Source organism: Rhodanobacter denitrificans (assembly GCF_000230695.2).
GTDB lineage: Bacteria > Pseudomonadota > Gammaproteobacteria > Xanthomonadales > Rhodanobacteraceae > Rhodanobacter > Rhodanobacter denitrificans.
Window position 1 is genome coordinate 3,686,698 of record NC_020541.1, and the last position, 18,941, is coordinate 3,705,638.

At 69.4% G+C, this 18,941-nt stretch carries 12 protein-coding genes; 6 read left to right on the top strand and 6 right to left on the bottom strand.

Annotated features, from left to right (window positions below):
* Positions 1 to 122 precede the first annotated feature (122 nt).
* The 3 genes from R2APBS1_RS16920 to rsgA all read right to left on the bottom strand — a co-directional run bounded on the left by R2APBS1_RS16920 (position 123) and on the right by rsgA (position 4,996).
* Positions 123 to 2,414: an NADP-dependent malic enzyme gene (locus tag R2APBS1_RS16920; protein ID WP_015448846.1), complete on the bottom strand. Its 2,292-nt coding sequence runs from the start codon at positions 2,412 to 2,414 to the stop codon at positions 123 to 125.
* A 99-nt stretch (positions 2,415 to 2,513) separates the two neighbouring features.
* Positions 2,514 to 3,797 carry a peptidase MATCAP family protein gene (locus tag R2APBS1_RS16925; protein ID WP_015448847.1) on the bottom strand — a complete coding sequence of 428 codons (1,284 nt, stop codon included), beginning with the start codon at positions 3,795 to 3,797 and terminating at the stop codon, positions 2,514 to 2,516.
* A 143-nt stretch (positions 3,798 to 3,940) separates the two neighbouring features.
* Positions 3,941 to 4,996 (bottom strand): ribosome small subunit-dependent GTPase A, encoded by a 1,056-nt coding sequence (gene rsgA, locus R2APBS1_RS16930; protein ID WP_015448848.1) that lies wholly within the window; start codon positions 4,994 to 4,996, stop codon positions 3,941 to 3,943.
* Positions 4,997 to 5,162: 166 nt separating this feature from the next.
* Between rsgA and R2APBS1_RS16935 the strand changes: the two genes are divergently transcribed.
* From R2APBS1_RS16935 to grxD, 4 genes are all read left to right on the top strand, one after another.
* Positions 5,163 to 6,410: an aminotransferase class I/II-fold pyridoxal phosphate-dependent enzyme gene (locus tag R2APBS1_RS16935; protein WP_007509775.1), complete on the top strand. Its 1,248-nt coding sequence runs from the start codon at positions 5,163 to 5,165 to the stop codon at positions 6,408 to 6,410.
* Between the two features lie 4 nt (positions 6,411 to 6,414).
* On the top strand, positions 6,415 to 7,014 hold the full coding sequence (locus R2APBS1_RS16940) for an SGNH/GDSL hydrolase family protein (RefSeq protein WP_015448849.1): 600 nt from the start codon (positions 6,415 to 6,417) through the stop codon (positions 7,012 to 7,014).
* 87 nt (positions 7,015 to 7,101) lie between these two features.
* The gene (locus tag R2APBS1_RS16945) at positions 7,102 to 7,959 is read left to right on the top strand and encodes a UDP-2,3-diacylglucosamine diphosphatase (RefSeq protein ID WP_015448850.1); all 858 of its coding nucleotides are present in this window, start codon (positions 7,102 to 7,104) and stop codon (positions 7,957 to 7,959) included.
* Between the two features lie 82 nt (positions 7,960 to 8,041).
* A complete protein-coding gene (grxD, locus tag R2APBS1_RS16950; protein ID WP_015448851.1) occupies positions 8,042 to 8,965 on the top strand; it encodes a Grx4 family monothiol glutaredoxin in 924 nt (307 codons plus the stop codon).
* A gap of 74 nt (positions 8,966 to 9,039) precedes the next feature.
* Here grxD and R2APBS1_RS16955 read toward each other — a convergent pair whose 3' ends face one another.
* Positions 9,040 to 10,365: an aspartyl/asparaginyl beta-hydroxylase domain-containing protein gene (locus R2APBS1_RS16955; RefSeq protein ID WP_015448852.1), complete on the bottom strand. Its 1,326-nt coding sequence runs from the start codon at positions 10,363 to 10,365 to the stop codon at positions 9,040 to 9,042.
* A 118-nt stretch (positions 10,366 to 10,483) separates the two neighbouring features.
* Between R2APBS1_RS16955 and R2APBS1_RS16960 the strand changes: the two genes are divergently transcribed.
* Together R2APBS1_RS16960 and R2APBS1_RS16965 are read left to right on the top strand one after the other, a co-directional pair.
* Positions 10,484 to 12,061 carry a tetratricopeptide repeat-containing sulfotransferase family protein gene (locus R2APBS1_RS16960; protein WP_015448853.1) on the top strand — a complete coding sequence of 526 codons (1,578 nt, stop codon included), beginning with the start codon at positions 10,484 to 10,486 and terminating at the stop codon, positions 12,059 to 12,061.
* 31 nt (positions 12,062 to 12,092) lie between these two features.
* Positions 12,093 to 13,628: a tetratricopeptide repeat-containing sulfotransferase family protein gene (locus R2APBS1_RS16965; protein ID WP_236126970.1), complete on the top strand. Its 1,536-nt coding sequence runs from the start codon at positions 12,093 to 12,095 to the stop codon at positions 13,626 to 13,628.
* 3 nt (positions 13,629 to 13,631) lie between these two features.
* Here the strand turns inward: R2APBS1_RS16965 and R2APBS1_RS16970 are convergent, their stop codons facing one another.
* Positions 13,632 to 15,461: a tetratricopeptide repeat-containing sulfotransferase family protein gene (locus tag R2APBS1_RS16970; RefSeq protein ID WP_015448855.1), complete on the bottom strand. Its 1,830-nt coding sequence runs from the start codon at positions 15,459 to 15,461 to the stop codon at positions 13,632 to 13,634.
* An 85-nt stretch (positions 15,462 to 15,546) separates the two neighbouring features.
* Positions 15,547 to 18,489: a TonB-dependent receptor plug domain-containing protein gene (locus R2APBS1_RS16975; protein ID WP_007509791.1), complete on the bottom strand. Its 2,943-nt coding sequence runs from the start codon at positions 18,487 to 18,489 to the stop codon at positions 15,547 to 15,549.
* Positions 18,490 to 18,941 lie beyond the last annotated feature (452 nt).

An 18,941-nucleotide genomic window follows, 5' to 3' on the forward strand; every position in this document is an offset into this window, starting at 1 on the left:
CCGGGGACCTCGGCGGAATCGACGTCCAAGTCTAGCGGCTGGACCCGGGAGCCGCCAATTCGGCGTCCATGCGCTGACGGATGGCGATCGCGACCACGCCGGGCCGACCCGCGCCGGCCGGCTCAGCCGGTGTGGCGATTCGCCGCGCGGATCTGCGCCTCGACGCAGGCCACCGCGCTCATGTTCACCACCCGGCGCACGGTCGACTGCGGCATCAGGATGTGCGCCGGCTTGGCCACGCCCATCAGGATCGGCCCGATCACCACGCCGTCGGAGAGCATGCGGGTCATGTTGTAGGCGATGTTGGCCGCATCCAGGTTGGGGAACACGAACACGTTCGCCTTGCCTTCCAGCCGCGAGTGCGGGAACAGCTTCTCGCGCAGCGCGGGCACCAGCGCCGCGTCGGCCTGCATCTCGCCTTCCACCTCCAGCCGCGGCGCGCGGGCGCGGATCAGCTCCAGCGCCTTGCGCATCTTCTTCGCGCCGCAGGTGTCGCGGCTGCCGAAGTTGCCGCCGGACAGCAGCGCGATCTTCGGCACAATGCCGAACAGCTTCAGCCGGATCGACGCCTGCAGGGTTGCCTCGGCGATCTGCTCGGGACAGGGGTCGTCCTGCACGTGGGTGTCGAGGTAGAAGAAGGTGCCCTTGTCGGTGGACACCGCGGCCATCGCCGACGGTTCGACCACGCCGGCATCCAGGCCGATGATGTCGCGGATGTAGCGCAGCTTGCCCTGGTACTGGCCGACCAGGCCGCAGATCATCGCGTCGGCCTCGCCGCGCTCGACCATCAGCGCGGCGATCGCGGTGGGCCGCGAGCGCACCACCGCCTTGGCCATCGACGGGGTCACCCCGCGGCGCTCCATCAGCCGATGGTAGTGCCGCCAGTAGTCGTCGAAACGCGGATCGAAGTTGATGTTGCAGATCTCGATGTCCACGCCCGGGCGGATGCGCAGGCCGGCGCGATGGATGCGCTTCTCGATCACTTCCGGGCGGCCGATCAGAATGGGCCGCGCCAGGCCTTCGTCGACCACCACCTGCACCGCGCGCAGCACGGTCTCTTCCTCGCCCTCGGCGTAGACCAGCCGGCACGGCGCGGACTTGGCCCGCTCGAACACCGGCTTCATCAGCAACCCGGTGCGGAACACGAAACTGGTCAGCTGGTCGTTGTACGCGGCGAAATCCGCGATCGGCCGCGTCGCCACGCCCGACTCCATCGCCGCCCGCGCCACCGCCGGTGGCAGCTGGATCAGCAAGCGCGGGTCGAACGGCTGCGGGATCAGGTAGTCCGCGCCGAAGCTCGGCGGCTTGCCGCCGTAGGCGCGCGCGCTGACGTCCGACGACTCGCGCCGCGCCAGCGCCGCGATCGCCTTCACGCAGGCGATCTTCATCGCCTCGTTGATCACCGTGGCGCCCACGTCCAGCGCGCCGCGGAACAGGTAGGGGAAGCACAGCGCGTTGTTGACCTGGTTCGGGTAATCCGAACGGCCGGTGGCCATGATGCAGTCCGGCCGCACCGCCTTGGCGTCTTCCGGGGTGATCTCCGGGTTCGGGTTGGCCAGCGCGAAGATGACCGGCCGCGCAGCCATGGTGGCGACCATCTCCGGCTTCAGGATGCCGCCGGCCGACAGGCCGAGGAACACGTCTGCGCCCTCGACGATCTCGGCCAGCGTGCGCGCCCCGGTGTCGCGCGCGTAGCGCTGCTTGTCCGGGTCGAGGTCGGTGCGCTCGGTGTGGATCACGCCATGGCGATCGAACGCCAGGATGTGTTCGGGTTTCACGCCCAGCGCCACCAGCATGTCGAGACAGGCAATGCCCGCGGCGCCGGCGCCGGTGGTGGCCACGCGGATGTCCTCGATCTTCTTGCCGACCACCACCAGCGCATTGATCACCGCAGCACCGACGATGATCGAGGTGCCGTGCTGGTCGTCGTGGAACACCGGGATCTTCATCCGCTCGCGCAGCTTGCGCTCGACGATGAAGCATTCCGGCGCCTTGATGTCTTCCAGGTTGATGCCGCCGAAGGTGGGCTCCAGGCTGGCGATGATGTCGACCAGCTTGTCCGGGTCGTTCTCGTCGATCTCGATGTCGAACACGTCGATGCCGGCGAACTTCTGGAACAGCACGCCCTTGCCTTCCATCACCGGCTTGGCCGCCAGCGGCCCGATGTTGCCCAGGCCGAGCACGGCGGTGCCGTTGCTGATCACCGCCACCAGGTTCGAGCGCGCGGTGTACTCGGCCGCCGAGGTCGGATCCTCGACGATCGCATCGCAGGCCGCGGCCACGCCGGGCGAGTAGGCCAGCGACAGGTCGCGCTGGGTCAGCAGCGAGGTGGTCGGGGTGACCTTGATCTTGCCGGGGCGCGGCAGGCGATGGTATTCGAGGGCAGCAAGGCGCAGTTCTTCGGGGAGGCTCATGAGGTGCATTTGGTCGATGAAGGGAAGTCGCCGGCCGCGGCGGACGACTTTTCGTGATGTTAGCACCGGGGCGGCCTGCGCCGGCCCGGAACGGCGGTCCTAGACGCTCGCCAGCAGCTCGTCGCCATGCACCCGGTTCAGCTGGATGCCGTTGATGAAGACCGAGAACGCCAGCTTGCCGGCCAGCCCGTGCACGTGCTGCATCCACGGCGGCAGCCAGCGCGGCGGCAGGATCGCGCCGGATTCGAAGTGCGGCTGCAGCGCAATCACGTCGTGCAGGGTCAGCTTGCCGGCGAACAGGTGGCGCAGCAGGTCCATCCGCCGCTGTTTCAACGCCAGGCGGAAGAACGTGTGCACGGTGAGCAGGCCGGACAGGTAGACGTTGTCCTTGGCGAACGCCGCGCCGCCGCCCAGCGGCACGCCGCGGAACACGCGCTGGGCCGAATGGAAGCTGTCCGCCGCGCTCTGGCCGCAGGCGCTGAAATATTTGTAGACCTCGACGAAGTCGGCGCCGCCCAGCGCCATGTCGATCGCCAGGATGCGCAGGCTGATGCGCTTGAGCCGGGTGATGTCGATCGCGCCGGACATCAGCTCGGCGAACACGGCCAGCCCTTCCTGGGTGGCGGTGACCCGCGGCGAGGTGCGCGCCAGCGAGGCCAGCAGCGGTTGCCGGCGGCCGTTCAACGCGGTCAGCGAATGCACGAACGCCTCGTGCGCCAGCAGCTGGTGGCGGTCGTAGGCGCTGAAGCTGGCGCCGCCGCGCAGGCGGATGCGGGTGGCGCCGGCGGCCGCCTTGGCGGTCAGCTCGGGGTCGACCTCGACGTTGATCGTGCCGGCACCGAAGAACTCGTCCAGGGTGGCGGCCAGGTCGCCGCGCAGCACGTCGGCCGGCACGTTCACGCAACTGTCGTCGGCCAGCAGGTCCGCGCCCAGCTCGTCGGACAGCTCGACGAAGTAGCGCGCCGCGTCCAGGTTGCTGCGCTGGCTGCCGGGGATGACGTCGTCCGGCCGTCCATACAGCGCGATCGACGGCGCAGTGACGCCGGCCGTGCCGACCGACTCCAGCATCTCGGCGGCAATCCGCCAGGATTCGGCAGTGCGGCGCAGGTAATCGCCCAGCGGGTCGACCTGCGCGCCCTCGGCCGCGGCCAGCTCGATCGCCGCCAGCTCGGCGCGCGCCGCGGACAGGTCCGGCCGCGCGTAGCTCACCTGCGGCAGGGCGAAGCGGCCGCTGGCGTAGTCCGCGATCATGCGGTCCTCCAGCGACGCCGGCCACGCCACCGTGGGCAGGATGCGGATGCCGCGCACCGCCGCCAGCAGGCGCTGGTCGAGCGCGGCGTAACGCCGCAGCTCGGGTGCGACGGTGCCGTCCGCCGCGCTCATCGCGCGGCTCCATGCGACGCGCCGGAACGACCGCGCGACCCGGAACCTGACGACGACAACCGGCGCATGCCTGCCCTCCGCTGCAACGATGCCGCGATACTAGATGCTTTGGCGCGCGGCGTCCGCACGCGGGAGCGCCGCTCTTACTCCCGCTCGCGCTGCCCGCGATGGCCGTGCGGACGTTCGATCGGCCGGCCGCCGCGCTGGCGACGCAGGCGCGCCTCCAGGGTGGCCGCCTGCTCCTCGCGCTCGTCGTGCAGCTTGAGGAAATTGCGCCAGCGCCCGGGCGTCAACTCACCGCTGGCCAGCGCGGCCTGCACTGCGCAGCCCGGCTCGCTGCCGTGGCCGCAGTCGGCAAAGCGGCATTGCCCGGCCAGCGCCTCGATGTCGGCGAACAGGTCGAGGTTTTCCTCGCCGGTCAGCTTCAGCTCGCGCATCCCGGGCGTGTCGATCAGGCAGCCGCCTGAGGGCAGTTGCAGCAGGGCGCGGTGGGTGGTGGTGTGGCGGCCGCGGCTGTCGTGGCTGCGCACCGCGGCGGTGGCCATGCGCGCCGTGCCGAGCAGGGTGTTGGTGAGGGTCGACTTGCCGGCGCCGGAGGAACCCACCAGCACCGCGCTGTCGCCCGGCTGCAGGTACGCGGCCAGTTGCGCCACGCTGGCCGGGTCCTTGCTGTTCAGCGCATGCACCGGCGTGCCGGCGGGCAGCCGTGCGCGCAACGCGTCGATCTGCGCGGCGGCGTCCTCGCGCGTATCCAGCTTGCTCAGCAGCACCACCGGCTGCGCGCCGGAGCCCTCGGTCAGCGACAGGTAGCGCTCGATCCGCGCCGGGTTGAAGTCGCCGTCCAGTCCGGTCAGCACCAGCACGTAGTCGATGTTGGTGGCAATCAGCTGCCGTTCGTAGCGTTCGCCGGCCGCCGCGCGCGATAGCACGGTGCGCCGCGCCAGCACCTTGACGATGTGCGGCGGCCGACCGGGCGCAAGCTCGACGAAATCGCCGACCACCGGCCGCGCCGCCGGGTCGAGGCCACGCTTGAGGAAGTGCCCGTCCGGCTGCGCACTGAACAGGGTCTCGCCGTCATGCAGCTCGTAGCCGGCGCGATGCTGGGCCACCACCCGCGCCAGTCGCAGGCCGGCGCCGGGCAGCGCATCGCCGCGCCAGCCGATCCGGCGCAGGCGTTCGATCGGTTCGGGTTCGCTCATCGGGAGGGTCGGTCGGCACGGTCCGCCGATTATGCCTTGCCTGAAGATTGCCCGACGATGAACCGGGAACCGGCCCAAACGGCGCTCGCGCTGCACTGCACCACGCTGCTAGCATCAAGCTGCCTGTCGACACCGACCTCCCATCCTCATGCAAAGGACACCAGCGTTGGCCCCGATCACACCCAGCGCGCACCTGGCGGACGTGCGCTACGAAATCCGTGGCGCGCTGACCCGGCGCGCACGCGAGCTGGAGGCTGCCGGCCTCGACATCATCAAGCTCAACATCGGCAACCCCGGCCGCTATGGCTTCGCCACGCCCGCGCATCTGCGCGAGGCCATCGCCGGCCACCTGCACGACAGCGAGGCCTACGGCCACGAACAAGGCCTGGAGCCGGCCCGCGAGGCGATCGCCGCGCAGCAGCGTGCACGCGGCGCCCAGGGCGTCGAGCCCGAACGCATCTTCATCGGCAACGGCGTCAGCGAACTGATCGACCTCTCCCTGCGCGCGCTGCTGCAGGACGGCGACGAGGTGTTGCTACCCAGCCCCGATTACCCGCTGTGGAGCGCCGCCACCATCCTCAACGGCGGCCAGCCACGCTACTACCGCTGTCTCGCCCGCGACGGCCACCTGCCCGATCCGGACGAGATCGAGGCGCTGATCACCCCGCGCACCCGCGCGCTGGTGCTGATCAATCCGAACAACCCGACCGGCGCGGTCTATCCGCGCGCGCTGCTGCAACGGCTGGTGACGATCGCGGCGCGGCACCGCCTGCTGCTGCTGTCCGACGAGATCTACGACGAGATCCTGTACGACGACGCCGTATTCCAGCCGCTGGCTGCGGTGGCCGGCGAGGTGCCCTGCCTCAGCTTCGGCGGCCTGTCCAAGGTGCATCGCGCCTGCGGCTACCGGGTCGGCTGGATGAGCCTGTCCGGCGACTCCGCGGGCAGCGCGTCCTATCGCGATGCGCTGCAGTTGCTGGCCGCGCTGCGCCTGTGCGCGAACGTCACCGCGCAATGGGCGGTGCTGCCGGCGCTGCAGGACGCGCCGACGATCGGCGCGCTGACCACGCCCGGCGGGCGCCTGCACGAGGCTCGCCGGATCGTGCTGGAAGGCGTCGCCGCCAGCGACTACCTGGAACTGGTGGCCCCGGACGGTGCGCTGTACGCGTTCCCGCAGGTGCGCGCCGACCGCCTCGCCAGCTTCGACGACGAGGCCTTCGCGCTGCGCCTGCTGGAGGAGGAATCGGTGCTGGTGGTGCCCGGCAGCAGCTTCAACGTGCCGGGCAGCCGTCACTTCCGGCTGACCCTGCTGCCGCCGCCGGCGCAGTTGCGCGAGGTGTTCGTGCGCATCGAGCGGGTGCTCTCGCGGATGGCGCACGAGCAGTCGCCCAGCCCCGCCGTCGCGATGGCCTGATCGCATGCCGACCTGGCTCGCCCTCGGCGACTCCTACACCATCGGCGAGGCGGTGGCCGCGCACGAGCGCTGGCCGGCCGTGCTGGCGCAGCGCCTGCGCCAGGCCGGCGTGCCGCTCGACGCGCCGCAGCTCGTCGCCGTCACCGGCTGGACCACCGACGAGCTGGTGCAGGGCATGGACGCCGCCACGCTGGCACCGCGCTACGAGTTGGTGACGCTGCAGATCGGCGTGAACAACCAGTACCGCGGGCGCCCGGCCGAGGATTACCGCGGCGAGTTCGCCGGCCTGCTGGCGCGCGCGATCGCGCTGGCCGGCGGGCGCGCCGCACGCGTGGTGGTGGCGTCGATCCCCGACTGGGGCGTCACCCGCTTCGCCGCCGAGCAGGGCCGCGACCGCGCGCGCATCGCCGAGGAACTGGACGCCTACAACGCGATCGCCGGCGACACCTGCCGGCGCGCCGGGGTGCGGTTCGTCGACGTCACCGCCATCTCGCGCCGGCACCCCGAACTGCTCGCCGACGACGGCCTGCACCCTTCCGCCGCGCAGTACGCGCTGTGGGCGGCGGCGATCGAGCCGGCGGCGCGCGCGGCACTTCGTTCCTAGTCGCAACGGCGCTGCAACCTTTTAGCCATCGCACGGTGACGTGGCGATCGCACACTGGCGCCCCGGGCCACCACCGGGGACCGTGCCATGAACAGCTTCCATTGCCGCAGCGCCTTCATCTCCGATGTGCACCTGGGCACGCCGGACTGCAAGGCCGCCTACCTGCTCGACTTCCTGCGCCGGCTGCGTTGCGAGAAGCTCTACCTGGTCGGCGACATCATCGACCTGGAGGCGCTGTCCCGGCGCCACTGGTGGCATGCCGAGCACAGCGCGGTGATCGCCGAGGTATTGGTGCTGGCGCGTCGCGGGGTCGAGGTGGTCTACATCCCCGGCAACCACGACGCGCCCATGCGCGGCCTGCACGGACAGCACTTCGCAGGCGTGCGGATCGAGCTGGACGCCGTGCACGTCGGTGCCGACGGCCGCCGCTACCGGGTCAGCCACGGCGACGAGTTCGACCCCGAGCGGATCGGCCGCCGCTGGATGCTGCAGTTCGGCGAGGCGATGCACCGGCTGATCTGCTGGAGCAATCGCCTGCTGCATGCGCTGCGGCGGCGGCTGCAGCTGCCGTACCTGCCGCTGTCGATCATCGTCAAATCGCACGTGGGCAGGGCGCTGGCGTATATCCGCGCCTACGAGCAGCGCGTCGCCGCCGATGCGCGCGAGCGCGGTTTCGACGGCCACATCTGCGGGCACATCCACTTCGGCCACGTGCGCGAGCTGGGCGGCGTGCTCTATCTCAACGACGGCGACTGGGTCGAGCACTGCACGGCGCTGGTCGAGGACCATACCGGCGCGATGGAGCTGATCCACTGGAGCGAGCAGGCCACCGCGCTGGGCCGGGCCAGCCGCGAACTGGTCTGGCCCTCACCCGCCGCCGTGCTGGCGCTGGCGCCGCTGGCCGCCCGCCGGCACGACCTGGGCGAACTGCACCGGGCCGCTTGAACGGACCGCCTTGAAGGCCGGCGGGAACTCCGCCTGTCGGGGGCGGCGTATCATAGTCGCCTTCCCTGCCGGAGTTATTCCCATGTCCCTCGACAGCGCCACCCGCGAACGTATCGAAACCCTGCTCAAGGACCACCGCGTGGTGCTGTTCATGAAGGGCAACCGCAGCCAGCCGATGTGCGGTTTCTCCGCCGCGGCCACCAACACGCTGAACGAGCTGCTGCCCGAATACCACACGGTCAACGTGCTGGACGACCCGGAGATCCGCGAAGGCATCAAGGCCTACGGCGAGTGGCCAACCATCCCGCAGCTGTACGTGGAAGGCGAGCTGGTCGGCGGCGCCGACATCATCCGCCAGATGTACGGCAGCGGCGAGCTGCACCAGCTGTTCGGTCTGGCTGCGCCGGACCGCACCCCGCCGGACATCACCATCACCGATGCCGCCGCCGAAGCGATCCGCCAGGGCACCGCGAACGCGCCGGGCATGGCGCTGCATCTGGAGATCGGCCCCGACCACAGCGCCGGCTTCCAGCTGGCAGCGGCCGGCGAGCACGACATCGTGGCCACGGCGAATGGGCTGCAGATCCACTTCGATCCGGCCAGCGCCCAGCGCGCCAAGGGCATCGTGATCGACTGGGTCTCCACCGTGCAGGGCGAAGGCCTCAGCCTGAAGTTTCCCGGCGCCGTCGAGATCAAGCCGCTCAGCGTGCAGCAGCTCCAGCAGCGGCTGGCCGCCAACGACATCACCCTGATCGACGTGCGCCCCGCCGCCGGCCGCGCCATGGCCGCCCCGCTGGCGCAGGCCCGGGTGCTGGAAGAGGAAGGCTACGAGAGCTTGGCTGGCCTGCCGAAGGACACCGCGCTGGCCTTCATCTGCCACCACGGCATGTCCAGCCGCGACATGGCCGAACGCTTCGCCGCGCACGGTTTCAGCAACCTGCACAACGTGGAAGGCGGCATGGACGCGTGGGCCGGCGAGATCGACCCGGGCGTGCCGCGCTACTGAGCGCCATCGCACCCGGCTGACACAGGAAAACGGCGCCTTGGGGCGCCGTTTTCGTGGAGCGGATGCGGCGCCGATCAGGCAGGGTCGGCGGTCACCGCGCACGACGCGTTGAAGTCGCCGATGGCTTCGACCAGGTCGGTGACCGCGGCCTGCTCCGCCTCGCTCAGGTCGGGGTTCCAGCTGTCCAGGATCAGCACCACGCGGGTGAACTGGCTGCGGTTCCAGGCCTCGTGCTCGAAGGTGTCGTCGAACGTGACGCAGCTCCCCTCGCGCCAGGAATGGATCTGCCCGCCCACACGCAGCGCACAGTCGGACGGCACGATCAGCGGCAGGTGGGTAACCAGGCGGGTGTTGGTCACGCCGCGGTGCGGCAGGATATGCGTGCCCGGGCGCAGCACCGAAAACAGCGCTTCCGGCGCATGGTCGCGGATGCGCACCAGCGGCACCGCATCCAGCACGGCGCTGGTGCGCGGGCAGGCGGCGCAATGGTCCTCGTAGCGGTCGCCGTGGCGATGGAAGAAGTAGGCATCCCATGCGGCGGCGTGGCCATCCGACCCGCGCAGCATCGACTGCGCCTGCGTGGGGTCGTCCACGCCGAGGAAGGATTCCAGCACCTGCTCGCCGGCCAGCACGGCCAGCAGCTCTTCGCGCACCGCCGCGGCAGCCGCCTCCAGCGTCTCATGCCAGGGAAAGCGCTCGCGCGGGTAGAACGGCTGGCTGGGTATGTCGGGAAAATAGAGGAACAACGGACGCTGGCGCGGATCGATCGACGGCATCGGCTCCAGCCCGAGATGGATCGCCAGCGCGCGATCCACCCGGCGCAGCTCGGAGCGACCGTAGCGTTCGCGCAGCGGCTCCAGTGCCGCGTCGAACAGCCGCTGGCGCCCGGCGTTGGCATAGTTCATCGCATACTTCACCAGCTCGCGCAGGCCCGGCGCGGTGGTGGCGTCGCTGAGCCAGCGGCCCTGCTCCTGCGCACTGCGCACGGCCATGAAGTAGGCCGTCAGCGCCTGCTCCGCCCGCCCCAGCTGCTCCAGCGCGATGCCCAGTCGCAACCGCGCCAGGAACATGCTCGGCGCCGCCGCCAGCGCCCGCTGAAGGTGGCTGGCGGCGGCCTCGAAGTCGCCGCTGGCAAGATGCACGCTGCCCAGTTGGTGAGCCACGCCGGGATGATCGGGATGCGCCCGCTCGGCCCGGCTCAGCAGCAGTATCGCCTGCGGCGCGTTGCGCCGGGCCAGCTCGCGGTCGGCCAGGAAGACCAGCGCGTCGACGTCATCGGGCTCGTGCTCGAGCAATTGCCGATAAGAGGATTCCGCCGCCGCCATCTGTCCGCCCTGCAACTGCGCGCGAACGGTCTCCCGCAATGACGACACGGGGTCGGGCGTAGGGGAAACGCTCATCGATGGTGCTCCGCGGGTTGTGCCATGCCACTGCCGCCCGCACCAAGCGGACCGTGGTCGAACAGGCATAATAGCCGTTCGCGGCGCCGCCGCACCCACCATGCCTCACGGAGCCCGGATGTCGGCACGATTGCACGGCCTCACCCCTGACCTGACGCGGGCCGTGTCCGCCGTCGCGCGCGCGCTCGACGAAGGTCGTCTCGATGCCGCGATCGCACACATCGGCCCCTTGCTCGCCAGCCAGCCCGACCACTCCGAGGTACAGCGCCTGCATGCTGGCATCCTGGGCATGCGTGGGCACCATCAGGAAGCCATCGCCCTGATGCGGGCGGCGCTCGCCCAGCACCCGGACGACGCGACCTATCTGAACACGCTGGCCACCCTGCTCGGCCAGGCCGGCGAATACGACGGCGCCATCGATGCCCTGCAGACCGCCTGCCGCCTGCAGCCGGACATGGCACTGGCCTGGTACAACCTCGGCGTCATGCTGACCCGCAGCGTACGCAACGATGAAGCCGAGGCTGCCTTGCGCCGCGCCGTGGATCTCGATCCGGGCGCCACCGACGCGCGCGCCTTGCGGGCGGACCTGCTGCGCATGCGCGGGCAACCATCCGGGGCCGCCATCGAATACCGCCGCGTGCTGGCCGAACGGCCGTGGGCCGGCATGGCATGGTGGGGGCTGGCCGACCTCAAGACCATGCGCATGGACCAGGCCGACATTGCCGCCATGCGAGCTGCACTGCGGGAACCGCGCGCCTCCGAGGACGATCGTATCGCGATCGGCTTCGCGCTGGCGCGCGCGCTGGACGACCAGGGTCGATACGCCGAATCGCTGCAGGCGATCGCCGCGGCGAACGCCATCGCGCGGCGGCGCCAGCAGTGGAACGCCGCCGGCTACTCGGCCGCGATCGACGCCCTGGCGACGGCCTTCGATCCGCCGCCGGCCGGCGCGGACGAGCCCGGCCTGGGCCACGAGGTGATCTTCATCGTCGGCTTGCCGCGATCCGGCTCCACGCTTACCGAGCAGATCCTCGCCTCGCATCCGCAGGTGGAAGGCACCGGCGAGCTGCCGGACCTGCCGCAGGTACTGGCCGAGGAGTCGCGCCGGCGCGGGCAGCCGTTCCCGCGCTGGGTGCCGCAGATGCAGCCTGCCGACTGGTCGCGACTTGGCCACCGCTACCTCGAACGCACGGCCCACTGGCGCAAGCAGCGTCCGCGCTTCACCGACAAGCTGCCGAGCAACTGGATCTACGCCGACGCCATCCGCGCCATGCTGCCGGGGGCGCGCATCATCGGCTGCCGTCGCGACGCGCTGGAGACGTGTTTTTCCTGCTACCGCCAGCGCCTGGACAACAACGAATACAGCCGCGATTTCGGCGACCTGGCCAGCTTCTGGCGCGACTGCGACCGCAGCCTGCAACGGCTCGTCCAGCGCCATCCCCAGGCGATGCTGGTGCACGACCATGAAGCGCTGCTGGCCGAGCCGGAAGCCCGCATCCGCGCCCTGCTGGCCTTCTGCAACCTGCCGTTCGACCCCGCCTGCCTGCGTTTCCACGAGAACGCGCGCGAGGTGCGTTCGCCCAGCGCCGGCCAGGTACGCCAGCCACTGCGCAGCGACACCGCACACAGCACGCGCTACGGCGCCCTGCTCGATCCGTTGCGCACGGCGCTCGGGCTGCCGCCCTGGCAAGACTGAACGCACGCGCGGACGCAAGATGACGCCGACCATGCCTGCACTTCCGGATGAACAGCTGACGCTGCAAGCGGCGCAGGCGCAGGTCCTGCGCGGCGATGTGGCCGCCGCGGCGGGCACGCTGGAAGCGGCCATCGCTGCGCATCCCGCATCCGACGAGCTGGCGCTGGCGCTCGCCGGCCTGGCGATGCAGCGTGGCGATCGACCCGGCGCCGAGCGGCGTCTGCGGGGCATCCTGCAGCGCACGCCGGGCCACTTGCCCGCCGCTTTCATGCTGACGCGCCTGCTGCGCGAGCAGGGCCGGATGGTCGCCGCCGGCGAGGTCCTGACCGGTGCCTGCACGGCCGGCGCGACCGGCATGGAGCAGCGGATCGCCGCGGTGGAACTGCTCGACGACTGCGGCCGCCAGGCGGAAGCGCTGCGGCTGTGCACGGACGCGTTCGCCCACGGCCTCGACGATCCCCGCCTGCGCGCGCACGCCGGCGCGCTGGCCTCGCAACTGGGACGTTTCGACGAAGCCCGCCGGCACCAGCAGGCGGCGCTGGCCGGCAGCCCGCTGGCGCTGGAATGGCACGTCCCGCTCGGCCTGGCCGGGCTGCAGCGGTACCGCGATCGGCAACACCCGGACCTCGCGCTGTTCGAACGCGGCCTGGCCCGCGGCGACCTGAGCCCGCACGCGCGCAGCGGCCTGCTGTTCGCGTTGGGCAAGGCCTGCGACGACCTCGACGAGCATGCCCGTGCCGTTGCCGCCTGGGCCGAGGCCAACCGCATCGTGCGCCAGCATCACCCATGGAATCGCAAGTCATGGCGGCGCAGCGTGGAAATGCGGCTGGCGCGGCCAACGCCACCCGTCCAGTCCGGCGAAGATCGCGCCTGGACGCCTGTCTTCATCGTGGGCATGCCACGATCCGGCAGCACGCTGCTGGCCGAACGGCTCGCCTGCCACCCGGCGGTACGGCATCGCGGGGAGCTGCCCTGGCTGCCGACCCTGGCGGCGCGCCTGGACGCCATCGCTGCGGAGCGCGAGCGCGCCGCGCAGATGCCGCTGGCCGCCGCGGCCTACGCCGCCCAGTTGGTGCAGGACGATGCCCCCGCCCGCTGGTACATCGACAAGCAGCCGCACAACGACATGCACGTGGACCTGATCCTCGCGCTGTTTCCGCAGGCGCGGATCATCCACTGCCGCCGCAACGCCCGGGACACCGCGCTCTCGCTGTGGATGCAGTCGTTCCATCCCGGCACGCAGGACTTCGCCAGCGATTTCGCCGACATCGCGGCGGTCATCCATGGCTCGCGGCGGCTGATGGCGCACTGGCAGCGGCGCTACCCGGCCGCCGTGCGCGAAGTGCGCTACGAGGAACTGGTCGACGATCCGGATGGCTGCATCGGCGCATTGGCCGACTGGCTTGGACTGCCCGCTGCCATCGCGCCCGCGGCACCCGACCGGGAACGCGCCATCAGCACGGCCAGCCTGTGGCAGGCCCGGCAACCCGTGCACACCCGCTCGGTGCAGCGCTGGCGCGCCTACGCCACGCTGCTGCCGGAGCTTGCACGGATGGCAGGCGACTGAGGATCAGCCGGCGCCGGCTTCGTCGGCATCTGCGACCGAATAGCCCCAGTGCCGCAGCATCGGATCGAGGATCGGCAACGCCGGGGCCAGCGCCTCGCGGTAGCGTTTCCAGCGATCGAGCCCCTTGCGGTTCACCGGCTGGGTAACCTGCGCATAGCTCGGCGTGGCGATGAAGCCCTTGTCGCGCGCGTGGCGATCGAAATGCAGCAGCGGCGCGGCGTCCTCCAGGCCGAGGAAATCGGCGATGCGCCGCGTCTGCGCAACCGGGTCGGCCACCAGGTCCTCATAGCGGGAAACGAACACGTTCGGCTGGAACAGTGCCACGTCGTGCAGCCAGCATTCCATCGCGGTCACGTAGGCAGTGGCCAGTTTCTCCATCGAAGCGCACGCCACCGCCAGCACGGCGGCACGGAAGTTCTGCATGTAATTGCTGACCAGCACGTCGCACGGATGGCGCAAGGCGAGGATGAATTTCGCCTCGGGAAACAGGCGATAGATCAGCGGCAGCCACAGCATGTTCAGCGGATTCTTGTCGACCAGCTGCGCGCTCCAGCGCCGCCGGACCTTGGAGCAGACCAGGCTCACGTAGCCCTTGCGCAATTCATCGCACGCATGCTGGTCGAGCTTGTACAGATCCTGCGGCACCACGATGCCGTGGTCGGCCAGCTGGTCGGAAAGAATCGTGAAGAACGGCCGCTCGTCCATCGACTGCAGCGCCGGATGAGCGTCGAGCATCAACTCCAGCAGGGTCGTACCCGAGCGCGGGAAGCCCACGATGAACACGGGCGAGTTCGCGCTGTCGGGTCCCTGCAGCACCGGCCAGCGGCGGAACTCCTCGACGCCGATGCGTTCCACCGCGGCCGGAAGTACCGGCGCACCGGGATCGAAGCGACGCGGCGCGTTGTGCTTCAGCTCCTCGATCTGACGCGCATGCGCCTCGTGCAGCGCGACGATCGCGCCCGGGTAATCGCGCAGCTTGTCGCAGGCCTCGGCCAGGGAGAAGAAATGCGCGTAGTCGTCGGGCGTGCGCGGTCCGGCCTGCTGGAGCAGCCGCCGCGCCTGTTCGGTCTGTCCGCGTCGCAACGCAAGTTTCGCGCGCTGGTGGACGATCTCCAGCTGCGCCTCGGCATCCAGCGCCGGATGATCCCGCTCCAGCTGGTCGAGCAGGGCCGCGCTGCCGTCGAGGTCGTTGACGCGTTCGTAAACCGCGGCCAGCAACAGACGCGCCGGCAGATGGCCGGGCGTGCGCGCCAGCAGTTCCTCCAGCAGCACGCGGGCGATGTTCGCCTCGCCGAGTACCAGTTGCAGGTCGGCGAGTTCCAGTTGCAGCGGATCGTCCAGCGCGGTCCAGTCGCGCCAGGGACGCAGCAGCTCCTCCGCGCGCGAGTCGCGGCAGGCCGAACAGGCGCGCGCAGCATGAATGCGTACGGCTGGCGCTGCCGGGTCCAGCGCGTGGGCGCGCAGCAAGGTGTCGCGGGCAGCCTGGTAATCCTTCCGCTCGAGCTGCAACAGGCCCAGGTTGATCAGCTGCTCCCCGTTGTCCGGCGCCAGCGCGATCGAGCGCAGGTAAGCCTGCTCGGCCTCCTGCACGCGCCCCGCCTCACGCAGCGCGGTCGCGTAATTGCCCCAGTGCAGCGAGTCGTCGGGATGGTTTTGCGCCAGCGCCGCATAAACCTCCAGTGCCTCGGCCAGCCGGCCCTGCTGCTGCAGGCCGATCGCGAGGAACAGAGCGAGGTCGGGGTCGTCCGGACGCTCGCTCAGGGCGGCCCTGGAAAGGCGCTCCACTTCGGTCGGCCGGCCGCCTTGCAGGGCGCTGAGAATGTCGTTGATCACGTGAGAGGCAACTTTCCAAAAAAAAGAGCCGCGCGGGTTGCCCGCGCGGCTCGTCAGCTTCAGCTACTCAGTGCTGTCCAGTCAATCAGAACGACACCGTCACGCGAGCCCAGTAGTAGCGGCCCTGCAGGTCGAAGTCGCTCGGATCGGTGTTGGCGTTGAGCGTGTTGTTGGCGTACAGGAACGGCGGCTGCTTGTCGAACAGGTTGTTCACGCCGACGTCGATACGGGTGTTGAGCGGCTCGAAGTTGTAGCCGAGCGACACGTCGTTGTAGATCGTCGCACCGTACTTGAGCACCACGCCCGGCAGGCCCTGCACCGGGTTCGTGTCCTGCGACGGGCTCTTCGAGCCGTTGCGGAACGCGCCGATGTAGCGCATGCGCCAGGAAGCACTCCAGTCGCCCAGGTTCCAGTTCACGAAGCCGTTGCCGCGCCAGCGCGGGAACAGGCACACGCCGCCACCGCTGGGGCAGGTCGACGCCTGGCTGGAGCCGAACGGCATGAAGTGGCCGGCGTCGTGGAACACCGTGTTGGCATTGGTGCCCGGCGCGGTCTGCTGGTCATAACGCGACATGTAGGTCGCATCCAGGCCGACCACGAACTTGCCGAACGAGAACTCCGGCAGGCTGTAGCGACCGGAGAAGTCGACACCCGCCACGTCCGTGCGGCCCAGGTTGCCGGTCGGCTCGACGATCTGCGCGATCTGGCCGGGGTTGGCACTGCTGGCCGGGAAGCGGGTGATCAGCGGGCAGTACTGGGTGGCGCCGTTGTAGCAGAGGTCGAGCACGGTCTGCGCGCCGATCGAGGAGATCGTGTCGTTCAGGTACAGGTGCCACGCGTCGGCACTGAGCGACAGCCCAGGCACGTAGCTCGGCGAGTAGACGAAGCCGAGGTCGAACGACTTGCCCTTCTCCGGCCCGAGCGGGAAGCCGGCGTACTGCGAGCCGGAGGAAATGCCCTTGATCTGCTGGCCGAGCGCCACGTCCTGGTTGACGAAGCTGCCGTTGGTCGGCACGCCCACGCAGGCCGGATTGGCGGCGGTGATGCCGTCGCAGGGGTCGCTGCTGAGCTTCGGTGCGTCGCTGATCGGCGCGCCGAAGACGTTGCCGATGGTCGGCGCGCGGAACACCTCGGACATCGTGCCGCGCAGCAGCAGGTCGGTGATCGGGCGGTATTCCACCGCGAACTTGGTGTTGTTGGTGCTGCCGAAGGTGCTGTACTTCGAGTAGCGGTCACCGATGGTGACGTTCAGCATCTGCGCGAACGGCAGGTCCGACAGGATCGGCACGAATACCTCGGCGTAGGCCTCCTTCACGTTGTAGCCGCCACGCAGCGGCGAGCTGCACTGGCTGCCCAGGGTGCAGTTGCCGGTGGCCGGGTCGATCAGCAGCAGCGGATCGATTTCCGAACGGGTGTATTCCTTGCGGTAGGAAGCGCCCGCGGCCAGCTGCACGGTGCCGGCCGGCAGGTCGAACAGGCCGCCGTTGACGTCGGCCGAGTAGACGCGCTCGATCGCGAAGTTGTTGCTGATCGCCGGCACCGCGGCGGCCTGCAGGGCCGCCACCGAGTTCGGGTCGAACAGGTTGAACGGGTTGAACGGCATGCAGCCGGCCGCGCCCGAATCGCACACCACCTTGCCGGTAGCAGGATCCAGGTGCGACGGACCCAGGTCCGCGTTGATCTTCTCCTGGTTGGGCAGGCCGCGGGTGATGGTCTGCTGCGAGAAGTGGCCGTAGCTCATGCCCACGTCCCAGTTCCAGTCGTGGTTCAGCAGGTTGAAGTCACCCTTGAAACCGGTGTGGATCTGGTCGGTGGTGGTGCCGAAGTTGGCCGAGCGGTTGCCGGCGGAGACCAGGCGCGCGCGGTAGTCCAGACCGGCCCCCGAATACTCCTGGCCGAACGGGTTGTAGTACGCATCCTTGGAGATCACCGCACCGTAGATCGAGCCCAGCAGCGCCGGGGCCAGCTGGAAGCCGGAGCTGGTCTTGTTGTGGTACGCGTCCATGTAGGTCTGGACGTGGTCACCGAGGTTGTAGGTACCCTTCAGCCACAGACTGGTGCGCTCCTGCGGGGTCTGGATCAGGTTGACCGTCGCGTAGTTGTACTTGTCGGCGTTGGTGAAGCAGTGGTAGTCGGTGGCGATGTTCTGGCCGCTGGCACCCGGGTTCAGTGCCACGTTCTTGCAGTTGTACTGCCCCGGGCCGGTGCCCCGATACTGGCTCGGCAACTGGACGCGGCCGTAGGCCGGGAAGCTGGAACCGCCGACGTAGCTGTAGATCGGGGTCTGGCTGCTGCCGTAGATCGACACCGCGTTCTTGGAGAAGTCGCGGTTCTTGGCCAGCACGGCTTCGGTCTTGTTGTAGTCGACGCCGCCCATGATGCTGCCCTTGTCGGACGTCTGGCCGAACGTGAAGGTGTAACCCTTCGAGCGACCGTCCGCATGGCCGGACTGACCGTAGTTCACCGTGAACTGGGCGCCCTGGTAGTCCTTCTTCAGGATGAAGTTGACCACGCCGCCGATCGCGTCGGAGCCGTACACCGAGGAGGCGCCATCGGTCAGCACTTCGATGCGCTCGATCATGTCGGCCGGGATCGAGTTCGGATCGCCGTTGATGATGCGCTTGCCGTCGATCAGGATCAGGGTGCGCTGGGCGCCGAGGCCACGCAGGCCGATCGAGGAGCCGCCGGTGCCGCCGCTGTTGTTGACCTGCGGGTTGATGTTGCCGCCGGTCACCGCCGGCAGCTGCTGCACGATGTCGCCCAGCGTCAGTTTGCCGGTGGCCTTGATCTGCGCGGCATCGATGGTCACGACCGGGTTGGACGTTTCCAGGTCCACGCGGCGGATGTGCGAGCCGGTGACCACCACCGTCTGCAGTGTCTGCGCCTTCTCCTGGCTGGGTTTGGTGGTCGTGTCCTGACTGCCCGTGTCCTGGGCGAAGACCGTGCCCGAGGCACCGACCGCGATGACAGCACCCAGCGAAAGCGCGAGGCGGACTGCCGAAGAAAGTTTTGTGACCCCAAGTTTCATTTAAGACACCCTCCAGTTAATTATTGTCATGGGTCAGAACCCGACTTGAATTCTGCCCAGAAGCACAATCCAGCCTGTTGTCAGACCCGTGGACTTCAGACTCACGAACCCCAAACCGGGCCGATACTAACAGGCAGATAACACTTGTGTGAACCCATATCAAACGCACACCCTACCCGGGTGGCCCAATGACTGTTCTGCGCGTCCTGCGGTTTGGTCGATCATTCGCCCACGCTGCCGGCCCTCCGACGGCTACTTTATTACTTTGCGTTTACGTATTGTCAACATTCTCAATACGAAACTTTTTGCACTTCGGCACGCAACCACCCCTCCGACGCCCACCACCGCCAGCGACGGCTGTCCGTGGCAAGGGGCCGCCGAGGGTGGTGTCCGAAGCTGGTCGGTTGCCCTGACGGCAGAATCCGACACGGCAGCCCCCGACAACCGTCCCT

Bases quoted from the DNA above. Each gene is read 5' to 3' on its own strand.
- R2APBS1_RS16920 (WP_015448846.1), bottom strand. From the start codon at position 2,414: ATGAGCCTCCCCGAAGAACTGCGCCTTGCTGCCCTCGAATACCATCGC.
- R2APBS1_RS16925 (WP_015448847.1), bottom strand. From the start codon at position 3,797: ATGAGCGCGGCGGACGGCACCGTCGCACCCGAGCTGCGGCGTTACGCC.
- rsgA (WP_015448848.1), bottom strand. From the start codon at position 4,996: ATGAGCGAACCCGAACCGATCGAACGCCTGCGCCGGATCGGCTGGCGC.
- R2APBS1_RS16940 (WP_015448849.1), top strand. From the start codon at position 6,415: ATGCCGACCTGGCTCGCCCTCGGCGACTCCTACACCATCGGCGAGGCG.
- R2APBS1_RS16945 (WP_015448850.1), top strand. From the start codon at position 7,102: ATGAACAGCTTCCATTGCCGCAGCGCCTTCATCTCCGATGTGCACCTG.
- grxD (WP_015448851.1), top strand. From the start codon at position 8,042: ATGTCCCTCGACAGCGCCACCCGCGAACGTATCGAAACCCTGCTCAAG.
- R2APBS1_RS16955 (WP_015448852.1), bottom strand. From the start codon at position 10,365: ATGAGCGTTTCCCCTACGCCCGACCCCGTGTCGTCATTGCGGGAGACC.
- R2APBS1_RS16960 (WP_015448853.1), top strand. From the start codon at position 10,484: ATGTCGGCACGATTGCACGGCCTCACCCCTGACCTGACGCGGGCCGTG.
- R2APBS1_RS16965 (WP_236126970.1), top strand. From the start codon at position 12,093: ATGCCTGCACTTCCGGATGAACAGCTGACGCTGCAAGCGGCGCAGGCG.
- R2APBS1_RS16975 (WP_007509791.1), bottom strand. From the start codon at position 18,489: ATGAAACTTGGGGTCACAAAACTTTCTTCGGCAGTCCGCCTCGCGCTT.